General features: G+C 60.5%; 17 protein-coding genes. 9 read left to right on the top strand and 8 right to left on the bottom strand.

The annotated features are described in order from the left end of the window. Window positions 1-3 precede the first annotated feature (3 nt). A complete protein-coding gene (locus tag DWB23_RS13685) occupies window positions 4-1,101 on the top strand; it encodes a Gfo/Idh/MocA family protein (RefSeq protein WP_121743381.1) in 1,098 nt (365 codons plus the stop codon). A gap of 782 nt (window positions 1,102-1,883) precedes the next feature. On the opposite strand, the gene DWB23_RS13700 is transcribed toward DWB23_RS13685, so the two are convergent. Next, complete coding sequence (locus tag DWB23_RS13700) at window positions 1,884-2,840, bottom strand: VOC family protein (protein ID WP_238717436.1); 957 nt, start codon at window positions 2,838-2,840, stop codon at window positions 1,884-1,886. A gap of 277 nt (window positions 2,841-3,117) precedes the next feature. On the opposite strand from DWB23_RS13700, the gene DWB23_RS13705 reads away from it, so the two are divergent. Then, complete coding sequence (locus DWB23_RS13705; protein WP_121743384.1) at window positions 3,118-4,056, top strand: alpha/beta hydrolase; 939 nt, start codon at window positions 3,118-3,120, stop codon at window positions 4,054-4,056. A gap of 70 nt (window positions 4,057-4,126) precedes the next feature. On the opposite strand, the gene DWB23_RS13710 is transcribed toward DWB23_RS13705, so the two are convergent. Next, window positions 4,127-5,014: a fumarylacetoacetate hydrolase family protein gene (locus DWB23_RS13710; RefSeq protein WP_121743385.1), complete on the bottom strand. Its 888-nt coding sequence runs from the start codon at window positions 5,012-5,014 to the stop codon at window positions 4,127-4,129. 193 nt (window positions 5,015-5,207) lie between these two features. On the opposite strand from DWB23_RS13710, the gene DWB23_RS13715 reads away from it, so the two are divergent. Together DWB23_RS13715 and DWB23_RS13725 are read left to right on the top strand one after the other, a co-directional pair. Next, entirely contained in the window at window positions 5,208-5,615 is a 408-nt protein-coding gene (locus DWB23_RS13715; protein ID WP_121743386.1) for a DoxX family protein, read from the top strand. Between the two features lie 211 nt (window positions 5,616-5,826). Then, the gene (locus DWB23_RS13725) at window positions 5,827-6,822 is read left to right on the top strand and encodes a TatD family hydrolase (RefSeq protein WP_121743387.1); all 996 of its coding nucleotides are present in this window, start codon (window positions 5,827-5,829) and stop codon (window positions 6,820-6,822) included. Window positions 6,823-7,204: 382 nt separating this feature from the next. Here the strand turns inward: DWB23_RS13725 and DWB23_RS13730 are convergent, their stop codons facing one another. Further along, window positions 7,205-7,972 carry an IclR family transcriptional regulator gene (locus DWB23_RS13730; RefSeq protein ID WP_121743388.1) on the bottom strand — a complete coding sequence of 256 codons (768 nt, stop codon included), beginning with the start codon at window positions 7,970-7,972 and terminating at the stop codon, window positions 7,205-7,207. Between the two features lie 825 nt (window positions 7,973-8,797). Between DWB23_RS13730 and DWB23_RS13735 the strand changes: the two genes are divergently transcribed. Further along, window positions 8,798-9,601 (top strand): IclR family transcriptional regulator, encoded by an 804-nt coding sequence (locus tag DWB23_RS13735; protein ID WP_121743389.1) that lies wholly within the window; start codon window positions 8,798-8,800, stop codon window positions 9,599-9,601. A 39-nt stretch (window positions 9,602-9,640) separates the two neighbouring features. Here the strand turns inward: DWB23_RS13735 and DWB23_RS13740 are convergent, their stop codons facing one another. From DWB23_RS13740 to DWB23_RS13760, 5 genes are all read right to left on the bottom strand, one after another. Continuing rightward, the gene (locus DWB23_RS13740; protein WP_121743390.1) at window positions 9,641-10,702 is read right to left on the bottom strand and encodes a 2,3-butanediol dehydrogenase; all 1,062 of its coding nucleotides are present in this window, start codon (window positions 10,700-10,702) and stop codon (window positions 9,641-9,643) included. A gap of 102 nt (window positions 10,703-10,804) precedes the next feature. Beyond that, entirely contained in the window at window positions 10,805-11,761 is a 957-nt protein-coding gene (locus DWB23_RS13745; RefSeq protein WP_162989824.1) for a VOC family protein, read from the bottom strand. Between the two features lie 138 nt (window positions 11,762-11,899). Then, entirely contained in the window at window positions 11,900-12,658 is a 759-nt protein-coding gene (locus DWB23_RS13750) for a CoA-transferase subunit beta (protein WP_121743392.1), read from the bottom strand. Between the two features lie 2 nt (window positions 12,659-12,660). Then, complete coding sequence (locus tag DWB23_RS13755; protein WP_238717437.1) at window positions 12,661-13,578, bottom strand: CoA transferase subunit A; 918 nt, start codon at window positions 13,576-13,578, stop codon at window positions 12,661-12,663. A gap of 329 nt (window positions 13,579-13,907) precedes the next feature. After that, window positions 13,908-14,684, bottom strand: a complete 777-nt coding sequence (locus tag DWB23_RS13760) for an SDR family NAD(P)-dependent oxidoreductase (protein WP_121743394.1) — start codon at window positions 14,682-14,684, stop codon at window positions 13,908-13,910. Window positions 14,685-14,843: 159 nt separating this feature from the next. On the opposite strand from DWB23_RS13760, the gene DWB23_RS13765 reads away from it, so the two are divergent. The 4 genes from DWB23_RS13765 to DWB23_RS13780 all read left to right on the top strand — a co-directional run bounded on the left by DWB23_RS13765 (window position 14,844) and on the right by DWB23_RS13780 (window position 18,303). Beyond that, complete coding sequence (locus DWB23_RS13765; RefSeq protein WP_121743395.1) at window positions 14,844-15,653, top strand: alpha/beta fold hydrolase; 810 nt, start codon at window positions 14,844-14,846, stop codon at window positions 15,651-15,653. Between the two features lie 45 nt (window positions 15,654-15,698). Continuing rightward, window positions 15,699-16,325: an FAD-dependent oxidoreductase gene (locus DWB23_RS13770; protein WP_121743396.1), complete on the top strand. Its 627-nt coding sequence runs from the start codon at window positions 15,699-15,701 to the stop codon at window positions 16,323-16,325. 122 nt (window positions 16,326-16,447) lie between these two features. After that, window positions 16,448-17,311 carry a branched-chain amino acid ABC transporter permease gene (locus DWB23_RS13775; RefSeq protein WP_121743397.1) on the top strand — a complete coding sequence of 288 codons (864 nt, stop codon included), beginning with the start codon at window positions 16,448-16,450 and terminating at the stop codon, window positions 17,309-17,311. Further along, window positions 17,308-18,303, top strand: coding sequence for a branched-chain amino acid ABC transporter permease (locus DWB23_RS13780; protein WP_121743398.1), 996 nt, complete (start codon window positions 17,308-17,310; stop codon window positions 18,301-18,303). The genes DWB23_RS13775 and DWB23_RS13780 overlap by 4 nt, the downstream gene beginning before the upstream one ends. The last annotated feature ends 163 nt before the right edge of the window (window positions 18,304-18,466 follow it).

Genomic DNA, 18,466 nt, shown 5'->3' on the forward strand with positions numbered 1-18,466 from the left:
CAGATGACCTACACCGCAGGCATCATCGGGACCGGGGGCATCGCCGGCATGGGGATCCTCGGCATGCACGACGAATCGCAGATCGGGCGGGAGAAGATCGAGGCCAGCCACGCCGGCGGCTTCGACGCCCAACCGGAGATCGATCTCGTCGCGGGAGCCGACGTCGACGAGGCGAAACTCGAGCGGTTTAGCGATGCGTGGGGGATCGATCCAGACCGGCGCTACGCCGATCCCGAAGCGATGCTCGCGTCGGAATCGCTCGATATCGTATCGGTCTGTACGCCGTCGTACCTCCACCACGAGCACGTTATCGATGCCGCACGGTCTGCCGCGGACCCCGACTTGATCTGGTGTGAGAAACCGATCGCGACCGAGGTCACGGCGGCCCGCGATATGATCGATGTCTGTGTGGAAACGGAGACGGAACTGCTCATCAATCACTCGTTTCGGTTCACCGACAAGCTCCAGCGGCTTCGGACGCTCATCCAGGACGAGGAGATACTCGGCGACCCCCAGTCGGTGACGACGCAGTTCCGCATGGAGTTGCTTCGCAATTCCACTCACCTGCTCGATACCCTCGTCTACCTCCTCGACGCCCGCGCGGAGACCGTCTCGGGTTACATCACCGGCGAGAACGAGGCCGTCGAGAGTCTCGAGGCCGGCTCGCAGGTCGACGACGCCGGCGGCGGCGGGTTCGTCGTCATGGACGACGGCACGTTCGTTACCGTCGACTGTACGATTCCCCGCGACAGTTCGTCGATGACGCTCCAGTTCATCGGTAGCGAGGGAAAACTGTACCTGAACAACGACGACGGCGAGTGGCGCTACTGGCGACTCGAGGACGGTACCCACGTCGAGGAGCCGCTGCCGGGGATCGACGGCGCGTGGACCTGGGAGGACGACTACGAGCGAGCGTTCGCCAACGCGGCCGCTCATATCGTCGACGTCCTCGACGGGCGAGCGACGAACGGGTCGACGGGCGAAGAAGCGACGCGCAGTCTCGAGATCATCATCGGCCTGTACCTCTCACATTACACGGGCGGGCAAGTCGACATTCCCCTGGCCCGGCCGCTACGCGACGTCCGCGTCACGTCGTGGTAACGGCCCCATCGGAGTCGAACGCCTTCCTCGTCGACACTTGGCGAAACCTTCACTTTGAAAACATTTTATAACGTGTGTCGAAAATCTGAACTATATCGCGGAGTACCGACTCGAGTGAGCGGACCTCGTTCGGAACCGCCACTGCGGGTTCTCGCCGCCGCTCACCCGCACGACTGTGCCTACGATGTACGAGGCGGAGTCGCTACAGCGGAACGGAACCGCATCGATGATATCGGCCGGCCGACCGAGATGGCCGAGTGGGGAATTGCGCCCGAGGGGGGCGGACACGTCGAGGGCCGCCGATGTGCAGCGGCACCGATATGCAGTAATGCGGACCGCGTTATCGAGGCGCTCTCGATCTCGGGCCGACGACGCGAATCCAGGACGAACGACTCGAGGAAGGGATTCCGTCGCTGCTCGAACGGGCGACGGGCGTAATCGAATTCGACACCATACATAACAAACCACTATACATATATTATTCTGACAAGAACGTTAAACTCTCAATTAATTTCCTACCGGAGCCATTGTTGACCACATATATGGATCGTCTAACTCGATAAACATCGAACCGATAATAACGGTACTCCGATCGGTTCGTTCGGAGAAAGTGCACCGAACAGGAGTGCACTCCGGTCGCCGTCTCCGACGGTCACCGCCCACAGCGTCCCTCCGTCTGTGCTGAAACGAGCGATCTTAGCCGGCGACGGTCTCCGACCCGTAGTCTCGTTCTCGACTCTACTCGAGCCCGAGACAAAAGAGCGGTGTACGATCCGATCAGGTCAGTTGGTCTCGAGCGGCGGCAGCATTTCGTTGATGCGTTCGACGTCGACCTCGAGCCAGTCGGGAACTTTGAGTTCGTCGCCGTAGTCTTCGGGATCCTGATCGATGGTGAAGCCGGGGCCGTCGGTCGCGTACTCGAAGATGGCTCCACCGGGTTCGGTGATGTACCGCGAATGGAAGTAGTCGCGATCCTTCGTCGAGGTAGTGATGTAGCCGTTTTCGCGGAGCCGGTCGCTGATTTCGTCCTGTTCCCAGCCGTTGGCGACGCGGAAGGCGACGTGAAGGTAGGTGCCGATTCCCATTCGACCCTGCGGTGCGTTCGGGCGAATGAGGACGTCGATCGTCGTCGCACACGGCGCGTCGCCGGGCGCTTCGTAGCGGATGCGGTCGCCCGCCTGCGGATGGGTCGCTTCGCCGACGCGGTCCCACCCCATCGTCTCGAGGACGTCCATGGTGCCGGCGGGGTCGTTCGAGTGCAGCGTCGTGTTGAACATCCCGCGGATGCCGTGTTCGGCGGGGACGTCGCTGCCGTCAGTCCACGGTTCGATGTCGGACTCACCGGTGACAAGTTCGAACGGGAGACCGTCGGGATCCGTGAATTCGACGGCGGTTTCGTCGAAGCGTTCGTCGACCGTGAACTCGATATCGTGTTCTTCGAAGCGATCGGTCCAGTAGTCGACCGATCCGTCGGGGATCGTCAGGCCGACCGAGCGCATCATTCCCTTGCCGACCATGCCCGCTTCCATGGGCATGTTGGTCATCGGGAAGTAGGTCACGATGGTGCCGGGCGTCCCTTCTTCATCTCCGTAGTAGAGGTGGTAGATTTTCTCGGGGACGTCGAAGCGAACCGTTCGCTTGACGAAGCGCATCCCGAGGACGTTCGTAAAGAAGTCGTAGTTCTCCTGTGGATCGTCACAGAACGCTGTCACGTGGTGTATTCCTGGAATCTCTGGCATGGTATGGTTCATCATTACATTTAGAGGGAATCCTAAAATAGTTTTCTCCGAAATATCGACCAGTTAGGTTCCTGTTACCGCTTTTTGGATAGTCTCAACCGATCGACTTCTGGAAGTTTTGCGTTTCATCTGCGGTCTTCTCAGGACAGTGACTATCGAGGTAGGGGAAGTCGGGGTGAAACGAGTCAAGAAGGGAACTGGACGAGAGGACGTATCGATACGAACAGGACTCGTTCCCCTAAACATATTTATCGAATGAGTGTCTTGGTACAGTGTGATGCGTGCACAAGAGCCACACCCGCAGTTACAGGCGTTCGTCGAAGAGTCAGAAGACGCACCGGCGTTTCACGAGCTGCCGGTCGAGGAGGTCCGAGCGATCACCGACGACGTGTTCGCGGTCGAGGAACCCGAACCGGTCGGAGACGTTATCGACCGAACCATCGATGGACCCGGCGGCGACCTTTCGCTCCGGATCTACCTTCCGGACGGGCAAGAGCCGTTCGCGGTGACGATGTTCTTCCACGGCGGCGGCTTCGTCGCCGGCGGACTCGAGAGTCACGACCAGTTCTGTCGGACGTTCGTAAACACCGCGGACGTCGCCGTCGTCGCGGTCGACTACCGACTCGCACCGGAACACCCCTTCCCGGCGGCCGTCGAGGACGCGTACGCGGCGACGGAGTGGGTCGCCGAGAACGCGACGGAATTCGGTTGCGACCCCGACGAACTCGCCGTCGCCGGCGATTCGGCCGGCGGGAACCTCGCGGCGGTCGTTGCACGCATGGCTCGAGACCGCGGCGGCCCCGACATCGCCTATCAGGTGCTTCTCTATCCGCCGGTCTCCCATCACCAGGACTGGGGCTCGATCGACGAGAACGGAGAGGGATACTTCATCACGAAGGCTGACCTGGCTTGGTTCGACGAGCAGTACTTCGAACACGAAATCGATGCGATGAACGTTTACGCGGCTCCGCTCTTGTCTTTCGACCTCGAAGGGCTGCCTTCCGCGACGGTCGTCACGGGCGGATTCGATCCCCTCCGCGATGAGGGGTTCGCATACGTCGAGCGACTGGAGGAAGCCGGTGTCGACGTCTCCCACTACCACTACGACGACGCCATCCACGCCTTCGTCCAGTTAGCCGCGGAGCCGTTCGAGTTCGAGCGATCGCAGGAAGCGCTCGCTGATATCGCCGACGACCTCCGAACCGCTCTCGAGTGAGAGCGTCAAAACCGTCGGTCGCGGTTCAAGTGTGTCGTTTCTGGACGCCGATTCGACACCGAATACTCGGCTACCGCTGCCGACACGTGTTCGTCAGTTCGCCGACGCCGTCGATGCCGATGGTTACCGTCGTTCCGTCGTCCAGGAGAACCGGCGGGTCGCGGTAGACGCCGACGCCCGGCGGCGTCCCGGTGAAGATGAGGTCGCCGGGAGTGAGCGTGAAGGCCCGACTGCAAAACGAGACGAGTTCGTCGATCCCGAAGATGAGGTTCGCCGTCGTCGAGTCCTGGAGTCGTTCGCCGTCGATTTCGGCCCAGATGTCGAGGTCGTGCGGATCGTCGATCTCCTCGAGCGTGACCAGCTCCGGGCCGGTGGGCGCGAACGTGTCCAGACTCTTCCCGCGAACCCACTGGCCGTCGCCGTGTTGCAGGTCGCGCGCCGAGATATCGTTCCCGACCGTGATCCCGGCGATATACTCCTCGGCGTCATCCTGGCTCACGTTTCGCGCTTCCCGGCCGATCACGACGACGAGTTCGGCCTCGTAATCCACCTGCTCGGTGTACTCCGGATCCCACGCGATCTCGTCGCCGGGTCCCGTCACCGCCGTCGGAAACTTCGAAAATAGGACCGGTTCGTCGGGGATCGGGTTGTCGCCTTCCTCGGCGTGATCCTCGTAATTCAGTCCGACGCACACGACCTTCTGCGGGTCGTCGACGGGCGCGTGTCGCGTGAGTTCGTCGAGCTTGTAGCGATTCGTGCCGGTCTCCGTCGCGTACTCGATCGCGAGTGATACCTTCTCCTTCCAGTTCCATTCCTCGAGGAGGGCCGAGAGGGTCCGTGGGATATCGACCCCCGCTGCCGTTCCGGACGAGGGGAGGTTCACGACGGTGTCGTCGTCGACGAGTGCGCCGCACCACCGCTGTTCGGTTTCTCCCGCGCTGAATTGCCCGATTCTCATTACGACTTGAGCAACACGCCCGTGGTACTTAATCCCAATGCTGGGAACGGGTGACGTCGTCTCGCGAGAGCCGACAGTAACTCTCGCCGTAAGATGTATAGTGTTAACAGTGCTTATAGTAGAACGATGTTCACCGTTCACGACCAGCGGCCGAACGTGTCAGACGGAACGCGATCGCTACGGGGGGGAGCCAATGGCGCTTGAAGGAGAGTTCCTGCTAGCCGGGCGGCTCCTGCTCGGCTTCCTGTTCCTGTACAACGGGTACAACCACTTCGCTGATTACGAGGGGCGAGTCGGATACGCGCAGTACAAGGGTATGTTCGCTCCATCACTGTCGGTGATCTCGTCGGGAGTCGTCCTCGTCCTCGGCTCTCTGGGGATCATTTTCGGGGTGTATCCGGTGATTTCCGCGGGAGCACTCGCCACGTTCCTCATCGTTGCGACGCCACTGTTCCACGATTTCTGGAACGCATCCGGAGAGGACCGGCAGAACGAACTGAACCACTTCCTGAAGAACGTCGGCCTGCTCGGCGGAACTCTGGTTCTGCTGTCGACGGGCGGCGAAGCGTGGGCCTATTCTGTGAACGTGGGTCTGTTCTGAAGACGAACGGGGACTGAAACACGATCGGATTCGGACAGTTCGAATCGAACGGACGCGAACGGTACCGGGCGGGCGTCGTTTCGGACGACGAGATCTACATCTGAACGAAAGTCCGCGACCCAAAGGTGCTTCTCACCGACGGCGACACCGCAACGATCGGTATCGATGGGGTCAGTGAACTTATAAACACCTGCCGGTACACTAGCTGACCATGACACGGAAGTATCCCACGCGGCGTCCGACGGATGCCGAGTACAGTCTCGAGGAGAGCGAACCGATTCCGCCGGAACTGACCAGCATGCCGTGGATAGACATTCACAACCACGCCCATACGCTCTCGTGGAACGAGCGCGAGAAGTTCGCGATCAGCGGCTGTCGGTCGATGGTGATGATGGCCGCGGCGTACTACTGGACGCCCTACAAGCCCGTAGCGCCGGAGGACGTCCGATACCTCTGGGACGATGCGCTCAGCCGACTCGCACAGATCCGGGAATCGCATCTGCTGGACGCGAACGTCGGTATCGGGATCCACACCGGAGCGCGCGTCGAGAACTACGAGGATCTCCTCGACGTCCTGCCGGACTACTGCGAACTCGAGGAGGTCGCTGCGATCGGAGAGATCGGCATCACCGAGGCACAACACGTCGCCGGCTGGGATCTGGAGAGCCAGAAAGACGTCACGAGACGGCAACTCGAGATCGCCGCGGACCACGATCTCCCGGCGATCCTACACACGCCCGCCGATCTCGAGGACGTCGATTTCCCGGATCGAGTGCGCGGAGATATCCCGGGGTACGAACTGGACCTCTCCCTGCAACAGGAGCCGGTCCTGACGTTGGACTATCCGAAACGGGAAGCGATCGAGATCGACATCGACCTGAAAGACGACGCGGGACTGCCGGACGAGCAACTGGTGTTGTCCCACGCGGACAAGAAAATCGCGCCGTACGTCCTGGAGAACACCGATTGCTACCTCAGCTTTACCGTCAGCTACCCGTGGCTGCTCGGCGTCACGCCCACCGACGTCGCCGAAGTGATCGCGGAATACGGTCCGGATCGTATCCTGGTCGAAACCGACAGCGCGGGCGTACTCCGGAGCGACGTGTTCGCCTTCAAGCGGACGATCCTCGAGATGTACCGGATGGGGCTCGACGTCGAGACGATTCGGCAAGTGGTGTACGAGAATCCCCGCGACGTTCTCGACTGATCGACGAGTCGTTCAGCTCCCGTCCGGTTCGTTCTCGAACCGTATCCGACGGTCACTGTCTTCGAAGAAGGTCATCGGATTCGACTTGACGGCTCGTCTTCTCGAACGCTCCGCGATACGAAGTCGATCGAAACACGGGAGATCGGTTACCCACCGTTCCGCGGTAACAGGCGCGAAGAATCCGGTTACATCCGTAAACGTCGTTCATCCAGTCCCACGGATTAGGATTGGTTGTCGAGCGGTCGCGGGCCGCAACGATATTTCGAGACTCGAGACACGCTGTGAAACGAACGCAAAACGGCGGCAGTAACTGCTGGTGTCCGCAACTCGATCGACGGTTTCGATTGGTCGGTTGAGCACGGATCGTTATGCCAGGACGTAATCAGACCGAATGGGCGATATAGAGTTCGACCTCGTTAGTCGCCGACAACACTTCTTCGGAAACGGTCTCGACCAGATGCTCCTCCGTGAGTCGACTCGCCGGTCCCGAGACGCTCAGCGCGCCGATGACTTCCTCACTGTTGTCCATGATCGGCGCACCGATGGCGTTGACGCCCTCTGTCGTCTCCTGTTCGTTGAGCCCGTACCCCCTGTCGCGAACCGCTCGAAGCGTTTCCTCCAGTTCCGCTCGAGTCGAAATGCCGTTCTGCGTTCCGCCCGCAAACCCGTGCGTATCGACTATCTCGTCGACTCGCTCGTCCGGGAGATTGGCGAGTATCGCCTTTCCGGCCGCGCTCACGTGTAAGGGGCCACGCCGTCCGATATGGGCACCCGTCTGGACGGCGCTTTCGCCGACCTCCGTGTAGAGGTACACTCGCTGTCCGTTCTCTTCGACAATACACTGGGCGCGTTCCCCCGTGTTCTCTGCGAGTTGATCCACCTTCTCTTTGATCACCGGGTAGGCGGTAACGCGCTGCTGTGCGTAGCCACCCAACGTAAGAAACTGGAACCCGATGTGGTATCGGTCCTCGTCTTTCACGACGTAGTCGTACTCCTGCAGTGAAACCAGATGCCGATGAACCGTGCTCTCGGACAGTCCCACATGTTCGGACAGCTCCGCGATACTCGTACCTTCCTGTTCGCGAATTGTACCGACGATCTCGAGCGATGTTTCCGTCGTTTTCGACCGCGTTTGGATTTTGTCCCCCATGATACCGCTATTCATTTCCTACAATAAAAATCCTACATACTCGGAAACGGGGGCTGGCGAGGTCGAGGGAGAACCGAACAATCCATCGGCACCGTCGCTCTCCAGCGTGCGTCGGAACGACCGATCGAAGCGATACCGAGACGCTCCTATATATCCGTTATCCGCTCGTAATTGCCCTCGAGTTTCGTCCAAGTCATCGTCCGTCGCGGGCATACTGCACAGGGTCGGACGAGTCGGAAAAATACTTTTCGGCTGCGTCGGATATCGACGCTCGCGGGCCTCGTTGCTCCGGTCCGGGTCCGAGACCCACAGCAATTAGCAGTCTCATTCGAGAGGACTGCCATAACAGTAGTACCACTGTTACGGAAATACCCGGTTGGTATAACAGCATTACATTTGTTATGGGAAAGCCGATCGCGGAGGCGAATCAGAACGTGAACGGAATCGTTCCCCCAAATCACGGTTTACGGTAGGATACCGGTACTGCGTCCCGAACCTCCGCACATGTTCACGTTTGAGGCGTCGCGTGTCCTCTTTGTGTACCTTTCCACTCAACTCGACAGCGACTCAGAACGAAATTACACCTCACATGACCGGTACAGCAATTGCACTACTGGTGAACACTCGTCCTCAGGCCGTTCATCGGGCGTGTTCGCTGTTGCTGCAGCGGAACGTGAATTGTGTAGTGTCAACTATTCTCGTGCGTTTCTCTCTCACGGGAGATATTTTCACCATGTCATCGCTTGTAGTTTCTGTGCGTACAAGGAACTCGGATCCCGTCTACTAACAGTAAAATATACGAGGTACGACGAGTAACTGGTGGCTATGAACGAAGATAACGATGACCACACCAAATCGGGCGTACAGTCGGTCGAAACGGCAATTGCGATTCTCGAGACGCTCAGGCGGATGGAGGGAGGAAAAGTCGCGGCGATCGGCGAGGAGACTGGCCTCTCGAAGGGAGCCGTGTACAAACACCTGACGACGTTGACGAAACACGGATTCGTCGTCAAGGACGGGAGCGAATACGAACTCGGGTTTCGGTTTCTCGACTACGGCGGCTGGCTCCGATCGCGCTACGTCGGCTCGGAGATCATCAAACCTCGAGTTCAGGAACTGGCAGAGGAGACGAACGAAGTAGCGCTGTTCGCTATCCTCGAGGGTGGCCGGGTGATCACTCTGTTTCGCGAAAACGGAACGCAGGGCGTTTTCACGCGGACTCGTCTCGGCCGCCGACTTTATCCCAACCAGAACGCGGGCGGAAAGGCCATCCTCTCCCAGCTTTCGGAAGCGGCGGTGCGGAGCCATATCGATGCCGTCGGGCTCCCGGAGGCGACGGAGAACACGATAACCGACGAAGCGGACTTCATGGCGGAACTCGAGCGGATTCGCGAGCGCGGCTACGCGCTCAATCGGGAGGAGAGTACCGACGGGCTCGTCGCCGTCGCGGTCCCCGTCGTCCCCGACGATACCGTCATCGGCGCGTGTTCCGTCGCGGGGCCGCGCCATCGGATGGACGACGAGTACCTGAAAGAGGACGTCGCCGAAATGATTCTGAGCCTCGTCAACGAGGTGGAGTTGAATATCACCCACTCACAGAAGTCCGTCAGCAGGTTCGGTTCACGGTAACCGAATATCGCTCGCGGAGGTCGTCGGTATCGAATCCGGTTACGGTCGGACCAGGATCTTCACTTCGTCGCTTTCGCCCTCGATAAGCGTCTCGAATCCATCCTCGACGATATCCTCGAGATCGATCCGTGAGGTCACGAGCGATTCCGGGTCGAAATCGCCGGTCGCGAAATTCCGAACGGTCGTTCCGAACTCGCGGTCGGAAAGCGGTCCTCCCTCGAACGCCGCCGTTCCGACGACGGTTCGCTCGGCGACCACGATGTCGGTCGGTTCGATGGAGACCGAGTCCTCGAAGAGACTCACGATGGTCGTCGTTCCACCGGATCTCGTCACGGAGAGTGCCTGATTGAGCGACTGCTCGACACCGGCGACCTCGAACGCGACGTCGACGCCGCCGGTTTCGTCGCGGATGGATGAGACGGGATCACCGTCGCTCGGATCGATAGTTACGTCGGCACCGCAGTCCGCGGCTCGCGTCCGTCGAGTCGCCAGTGGTTCCGACACGTACACCGGTCCCGCGCCGGCCGCGAGAGCGGCCTGAAGAACCGTGAGTCCGATGGGGCCGCTTCCGAAGACGGCGGCGGTATCGCCGGGTCCGAGACCCGACTGTTCGACGGCGTGGACGCCGACCGTGAACGGTTCGACGAGCGCGGCGAGTTCCGCCGGGACGTCGTCCGGAACGGGGACGACCGTTTCGGCGGAGACAACGACGTTCTCCGAGAAGCCGCCGCCTCCCCCGGAGAGACCGACGAAGCCGCCCGATTGACAGAGATGGTAGTTTCCCTCGTCGCAGTACTGACAGTCGCCACACCAGACGATCGGGTTGACGGCGACGTTCGTCCCCTCCTCGAGGGCGACGTCGGCTCCCGTTTCGACGATCGTCCCGCCGATTTCGTGTCCGATCGTGATCGGAATCGCGTCGCCGGTGACGGGATGGGGCGCTTCGGGTATCGTGATCGGCCCGGCGGCGTACTCGTGGAGGTCGGAGCCACAGATTCCACACGCCGCGACCTCGACCCGGACGTCGTTCGCACCGACCGTTTCCGGTTCGATCTCTTCGACGCGGACGTCCCTCGGACCGTAATATCGTGCTGCTCGCATGTCGAGGTATAGTTTCAAGCCAGCTGCAATAAGCGTTGGTGCGGCGTCGACCGCATCGCGGCGGCACCACTGACGCGAAAAACGGAGTCGAAACTGATCAGGTCAGTTGGTCTCGAGGGGTGGCAGCATCTCTTCGATCCGCTCGATGTCGACATCGAGCCAGTCGGGAACTTTGAGTTCGTCGCCGTAGTCTTCGGGATCCTGATCGATGGTGAAGCCGGGGCCGTCGGTCGCGTACTCGAAGATAGCTCCGCCGGGTTCGGTGATGTACCGCGAGTGGAAGTAGTCGCGATCCTTCGTCGAAGTAGTGATGTAGCCGTTTTCGCGGAGCCGGTCGCTGATCTCGTCCTGTTCCCAGCCGTTGGCGACGCGGAAGGCGACGTGAAGGTAGGTGCCGATTCCCATCCGGCCTTGCGGCGCGTTCGGGCGGATGAGGACGTCGACCGTCGTCGCACACGGCGCGTCGCTGGGCGCTTCGTAGCGGATGCGGTCGCCCGCCTGTGGGTGAGTGGCTTCGCCGACGCGGTCCCACCCCATCGTCTCGAGGACGTCCATGGTGCCGGCGGGATCGTTCGAGTGCAGCGTCGTGCTGAACATCCCGCGGATGCCGTGTTCGGCGGGGACGTCGCTGTCATCGGTCCACGGTTCGATGTCGGACTCACCGGTGACAAGTTCGAACGGGAGACCGTCGGGATCCGTGAATTCGATGGCAGTTTCGTCGAAGCGTTCGTCGACCGTGAACTCGATATCGTGTTCTTCGAAGCGGTTAGTCCAGTAGTCGACTGAACCCTCGGGGATCGTCAGACCGACCGAGCGCATCATTCCCTTGCCGACCATGCCCGCTTCCATGGGCATGTTGGTCATCGGGAAGTAGGTCACGATGGTGCCGGGCGTCCCTTCTTCATCTCCGTAGTAGAGGTGGTAGATCTTTTCGGGGACGTCGAAGCGAACCGTTCGCTTGACGAAGCGCATCCCGAGGACGTTCGTAAAGAAGTCGTAGTTCTCCTGTGGGTCGTCACAGAACGCTGTCACGTGGTGTATCCCTGGAATCTCTGGCATGGTATGCTCCACCAATAGATATCGAAGGCATCCTCAAATAACTTTTGTTAGCATTGTTACCTATCGGCACATTAAGAACGTTTGTCAGGAACCCTCGAGCGACCTCGAGAGCGGATAACCGACGAGGTGACGCGGTGTTCAATCCGTGTAGACGCCGTCCGGATCCAGATCGTTCCGGATGAGATCGATCTCCCGCTCGGTCGGTGGGTTCGTCTCGACGAGTTCGGAGCTGAATTGCAGTTCCCATCCGGTCGCCTGCTGGACGGTGTCTCTCGTCACGCCGGGATGCAGCGACTCGACGTACATCTCGCCGCCGTCGTCGAACCGCATCACCGCTTTGTCCGTGATGACGGCTTCGGGACCGCCCCGGAGGCCGAGTCGCTCGCGGTTGGTACGACCGCCGACGTAGCCGGGACTCGTGACGAAATCGACTTCGTCCGGGAATCGACGGCGACTGTGCGGCGTAATGATTATCGTTCGATCCGTGTTGCTCGCGATCTCACATGCACCACCGCTGCCGGGAAGGCGCACCGTCGGATCGTCGTAGTCGCCGATGACCGTCGAGTTGATGTTTCCGTACCGATCGATCTGTGCGCCCCCGAGAAAGCCGACGTCGATGCGTCCGGACTGGAGGTAGTAGCCGAACCCCTGTATCATCGGGACGATGCTCCGAGCGCCCGTCGCGAGGACGGGATCCCCGATTGAGAGGGGTAATTTCGACGGGTTCGAGTCGATGGTTCCCGACTCGTAGATCATCTCCAGGTCCGGCGCGTGCGTTCGTTTCGCGAGGTTGCAGGCGAGGTTGGGGATTCCGACCCCGACGAGCGTCGTGTCGCCGTCTTGCAGTTCCTGTGACGCGCGAGAGATCATCAGTTCGGTATCAGTATACTCGGTCATCGTCAGTAGTCACCCATATCGATCGGTGTCGCGTAGCTCGTCTGCGGCTGCAGGTCGAGGAACCGTTCGGTTGTCAACTTCTCGAGATACTCGGCCCGATCGTGGACGCCGTACACCCACTCGTCGAGCCATTCCGTCGTCGATTCGTGCGTCTCGGATCGGCGATCCCACTCGAGGTACGCCTCGTTGTCTCTGTCGTAGTACCCCTGTGCGTACGACGGATGCGATCCGTACGGCTCCTCAACTACGTAGTCGACCGCGGTTCCTGGAACGAGCGTTCTGTTCGGATCGCTCCGGATGACCCGTTTGTCTACGATCTCTTCGACGCTCAACACGACGGTGTCGGCGGCGAACGCTGCCTCCACTATCTCGCCGACGATTCCCCACACCTGCGCGTTCCCCTCTTCGTCCGCTCGCTGGGCGCGAACGATCGCGACGTCCGGGTTGAGGGGCGGGACCACCGGAATCTCGTCCGGTCCGTCGTCGTATGGGTTCTCGAGGATCCTGATCGAGTCAGTGTGGTCCGGATAGTCCGATCCGATGAACGTCCGGAGCGGGAGGAACGGGAGGTCCTGTGCGCCGGCGGCCAGCCGGGAAACGAGCCCGAAATGAGAGTACTCTTCGATCGCGATCTCGTTCGGGACTCCGTCCTCGACTGCCCGTCGGAACCCGCGGAGGCTGCCAACGCCGGGATTTCCCGCCCAAGAGAAGGTCACCGTACTCGCACAACCCGCCGCAATCATCTGGTCGTAAACCAGATCCGGCGTCGCCCTGGCGAGGTCGAGGTCCTCGTACCCCTGGCGAATTATCTCGTGGCCGGCGGCGAACGGGATGAGATGGGTGAACCCACCGAGGTACAGGCTCTGTCCATCGTCGACGGCCTCCGAAATCGCGTACTCCATATCTACTACTTCTGTCATTTTGTCTTGTTCTCCATGGTAGCATCTCGACCGATCAGTCGCACACCATGGTAACCGATACCTTGCCTGATATAATAAATCTCAGGTTCTCACAGACGGCCGACCCGATACTTTTGGTCGGTTACGAGTCGTGACGACTGCGGCACCGAGCCGATAGCTCACCGAGGCGGCTTCGGGACCGAACTGTCGGAGACGTGGCGTTCTGACCGCAAACAATCGATAATCCTAATCGCGCGTGTGGGTCGCACCTCTCGGATCGTCGGTCAGTCGTAGCGACGGAAAACTGGGGAATGGAACCAAAGCGGACTCGCGTAATCGACGAACGGCCGTCAGGGGCCACCGGTATTAACCCAGCCGCCGTCGACCAGGATCCCTTCCGCGGTCACGTACGACGAGAGATCACTCGCCAGGAAGACGGCGACGTTGCCCAGATCGTCCGGTTTTCCGAGGCGATCCAGCGACGTTTCGGCCGCTCGAGCCCTCGCGGCTTCGGCGTCGTGGTTTTCGGCGAGTCCGGTCTCGTCGGTGAACCCCGGCTGAATCGCGTTCACCCGCACCTCCGGTCCGAGCAGGTCGGCGATCGCGAACGTCATCGATTTCACGCCGCCTTTCGCCGCACAGTAGAGGATGGAGCCGGGTTCGACGAAACCCTGTTCCGCGGCGGTGCTCGCGACGTTGATGATGGACCCGTCGCCGTTTTCCAGCATTCGCTCGCCGGCGGCCTGACAGCCGAAGTACGCGCCCTTCAGGTTGACGCTCACGAGCGCCTCGAAGTCGTCGTCGTCGGTTTCGAAGAACTCGACTGGATGAACGATACCCGCGTTGTTGACCATCACGTCGATTCCGCCGAACTCGTCCGCCGCATCGACCGCGTCGACCACGTCCTCGTAGTTCGTCACGTCGCATTCGACGAAGCGACCCTGCGAACCGGTCTCCGCTTCGATCGCCTCCAGCGTCGGTGTCGTCTCCCGTGTTCGTGGCGTCTCTCGCAGGTCGGCGACGACGATATCTGCGCCGTGGGAGGCCAGTTTCAGTGCGATACCGCGGCCGATGCCGCTCGCACCGCCCGTTACGACAGCTGTCTTTCCGGTCAGTAGGTCAGACATGTGTTCACAATACCCAGGATCAGAGATAAAGGCTCTGATCAGTCGACCGGGATCGGAGTCGGCTCGAGTCCGTTCGCGGCGATCGTGAGATTTCGGCCGATAACCGAACTGACGGCTGTGATCGCAAACATGAATACGCGTCGGGAGAGATGTGTTACCATGGTTTCCCACACCGTCTATAGCGGCGATTTGGCGCTTCGCGTCGAGGAGGTCGGAAGCGGCCGGCCGGTGTTGCTCGTTCACGGCTACTCCCAGAGTCGGCTGTGCTGGCGAAAGCAATTCGAGTCGCCACTCACGGAGGATCTCCGACTGATCGCGATGGACAACCGCGGCCACGGCGACTCGGACAATCCCCGCGACGCGTACGAGGAGTCCGAACTGTGGGCCGAGGATATTCGATCGGTCATAACGGCGCTCGATCTGGAAGACTGCATTCTCGTCGGCTGGTCGTACGGCGGATTAGTGGTTCTCGACTACGTCGAGACTTTCGGAACGGACGGGATTGCTGGCATCAACCTCGTTGGCGCGGTCTCATCGATCGGAACCGAGATGGCGACCGAGCGTCTCGGACCGGAGTACATCGATCTCGTGTCGGGATTCGTTTCAACCGATGTCGAAGAGAGCGTCGAAACGATGCGGCAGTTCGTGGAGCTGTGCGTCTACAACGACCTCTCGCCGGAAGACCGAGCGTACATGTTGGGATACAACGTCGTCGTCCCGCCGCACGTACGCGACAGCCTCCGCGACCGAACGGTGAGCCACGAGACCGAACTCGCGGATCTGGACGTCCCCGTCCTCCTCACGCACGGCGACGAAGACGACGTCGTGCTCCCCGCGGCCTCGCGACAGTACGCCGATCTCATCGACGACGCGGCGTATTCCGCTTATCCGGAAACGGGCCACTCACCGTTCTGGGAGCGACCTGAGCGGTTCAACCGCGAACTCCGGGAGTTCGCCCTCGAGGTGTAGCGCCGCGACCGAATCTTTATGCTCTGTACGCTTGGAGGGGTAGGTATGCCGGAACTACGAATCACCAGGCTCGAGGACGTCGGTGACCAGACCGCCGCTATCGAAGTCGAAGCGCCGACCGATTTCGAGGCGTACCCCGGACAGTTCGTACTGGTTCGAGCAACCATCAACGGCGAGGAAGAGACCGGATATTACACGATTTCCTCCCCCGACGTCGAGGAGCGATTCGAAATGACGGTTGCGGTCGATCCCGACGGGACGCTCGGTCCGTGGCTCGTCGAACGCGCGCTCGGAGAGACGATCACCGTCGAGGGACCGTTCGGCGACATCCAGTACGTCGACGACGGCGTCGCTCTCGTGTTCGCGGGCGGGCCCGGTATCGGTCCGGCGGTCGGTATCGCCGAGCGCGCCCGGCGGCTGGATCACGATGTGACGATCGTTTACGGTGGCGACCAACCGCCACACGGGGATCGCCTCGATACCCTGAAAGAACGCGGTGCAACGATCGTTCTCTCGGACGATCTCGAGGAGGCAGTCGACTCGATCGATCCCTCGGCGTTCGAGATATACGTATTTGGCTTCCAACAGTTCGTCGAAGAGGCGAGAGACGCGCTCTCTCGGGCCGGAATCGACCTCGATACCGTCGAGATAGAGAGTTTCGGGCCCGAGTAGCCGATCGAGTCGCCAGTCCCTAACGCGGTTTCGGGAACACGGACCCATTCCGAATGGTGTGTGTTCCCAATTACCAAAACATATAAGAAATTGTCTCTCCCACTGGGAGATGGTCGACGATAATGGCGACAAATACACTCGTACGAATAGGTGCGTTACTCGTAGACGGGATCAGTATCGGGCTCTTATACGCGATGCTCGGGTTGGGAATTACGCTCGTGTTTGGACTCGGCGGGGTTTTGAATCTGGCGCTGGGCGCGTTCACAGTTATCGCGATCCTGCTCACGTTCGAACTGACCGGCAGTGTCCCCGTCGTCGTTGCGGCAGTCATCGCGATTGCCGTGACGGCGGCGTTCGGACTGTTTCTCGATCGAACCCTCCTCCAACTGGTCTACCGATCCGAGGGAGACGAGCGCCTTCTGCTAGGCATTTTCACGACCCTCGGGCTGTCGATCGCGCTTCAGGGCGCGCTCTCGCTGCGATATTCCGGCGAGTTCTCCGTCCCGATTCACATCGATACGGTAGAACTATCCGGTGCGTTCATCAGGGGAAGTTCGATACTCATAATCGTCGCTTCACTGATAATACTCTCGGGGATGTACCTCTTTTTCAGCCGCACGTACACCGGTCTGGCGACGCGGACGATAATGCAGGACGAAACCGGTGCGCTCTTCTGTGGCATCGACACCAAACGAATGCGGACGTTCGTTTTCGTGTTGAGCGTTGCCATCGCTGCGGTCGCCGGCGTGTTGTACGGGACATCGTTCGAGACCAGCGTCGCCGGCGCGTTCGACCTGACTATCACCGCCGTTATCGTCTCGATCGTCGGTGGCGTCACCAGCATTCTCGGCGTGGTCGTCGCCGGTATCGGTCTGGGGATACTGACGACGTTCATCAGCGCGTATCTCGGCGCGTATATCTCGACGATAGCGCTGTTCGGCATCGCGATCGGCGCGTTACTCGTTAAACCGGAGGGGATACAATGAACCGGAATTACTACCACCTCGCGATCGTCGCGCTCGTACTGGCGCTCATTCCACCGCTATTCTTCGCTCCCGGTATGAGTTACATCGCGCGTATCTTCATTCTGATGGCGCTGTACGCGATCCTGACGACGGCGCTCAACATCGTCTTCGGCCACACCGATCAGTTGCTCCTGTTTACGGGAGCAGTCGCTGCGATCGGCGCCTACACGACGGCCCTCGGAGCACAGTGGCTCGGCGTTTCCCCCTGGATCACCCTCCTACTGGGTGCCTCTTTCGCCGGGATCGTCGGTATCGTCGTGACCTACGTCGCGGCCATCCGCAATCTCACGGTCATCGTCATCTCGATTCTCACGCTCGCGCTGCAGTTTTCCCTCATCGAGTTGATTAACAGTCTGCGAGATATCACGGGCGGCGTCACGGGTCTCGTGTTCAACGACCTCCGAATTCGGCCGCTCGAGAACCTCCCCTGGTTCACCGAGGACATCGTCCTTTTCTACACTCTCGGTGCGATCCTCCTCGCGCTACTGGCGCTCTACCAGTATCTAATGAACTCGAAGTACGGGCTCGCGTTCGAGATGATTCGCCAGGACGAGACGGCGGCGAAATCCATCGGGCTCAACGTCGTCAAGTACAAGGTGATCGCCGGGTTCATCGCGACGTTCGCTATCGGACTGGCCGGTCCGTTCTTCGGCCAGCTCTCGGGGTTCATCGGCCCCGGCACGTTCACGTTCAACAACATCGACGTGATGATTCTCATCATGCTCATCGTCGGTGGGCTCCGGACGATGTACGGACCGCTCATCGGTGCGGCGGTGATCATCTACCTGAACGAGCAACTCAGGAACTTCGCCGAGTACCGTTCGATTCTCTTCGGGCTGTTACTCATGGCGCTCTTCCTCTACTTCCGACAGGGACTCGTCCCCTTCGCCGAGCGGTACCTCGACAAGTACGGCGTCAGGCAGCGCGCCACCGATCTGCTGGTCCGTTCGTAGCCGGCTGCTTCCGTTCGTTTCGGCTCTCACGCCGGCGAAACGGTGGTGGAGACCGCTCGCTCGAGGAGATCAGCGCCGATCCGGACGCGGGGCGGTGCGACGCGAGTTCCGATATCGCCCGTCGATATTTCACCGAGAACGATCGGACAGCGTGTCACACTGG

Origin of the sequence: Natronorubrum halophilum (assembly GCF_003670115.1) — an archaeon.
Classification (GTDB): Archaea; Halobacteriota; Halobacteria; order Halobacteriales; family Natrialbaceae; genus Natronorubrum; species Natronorubrum halophilum.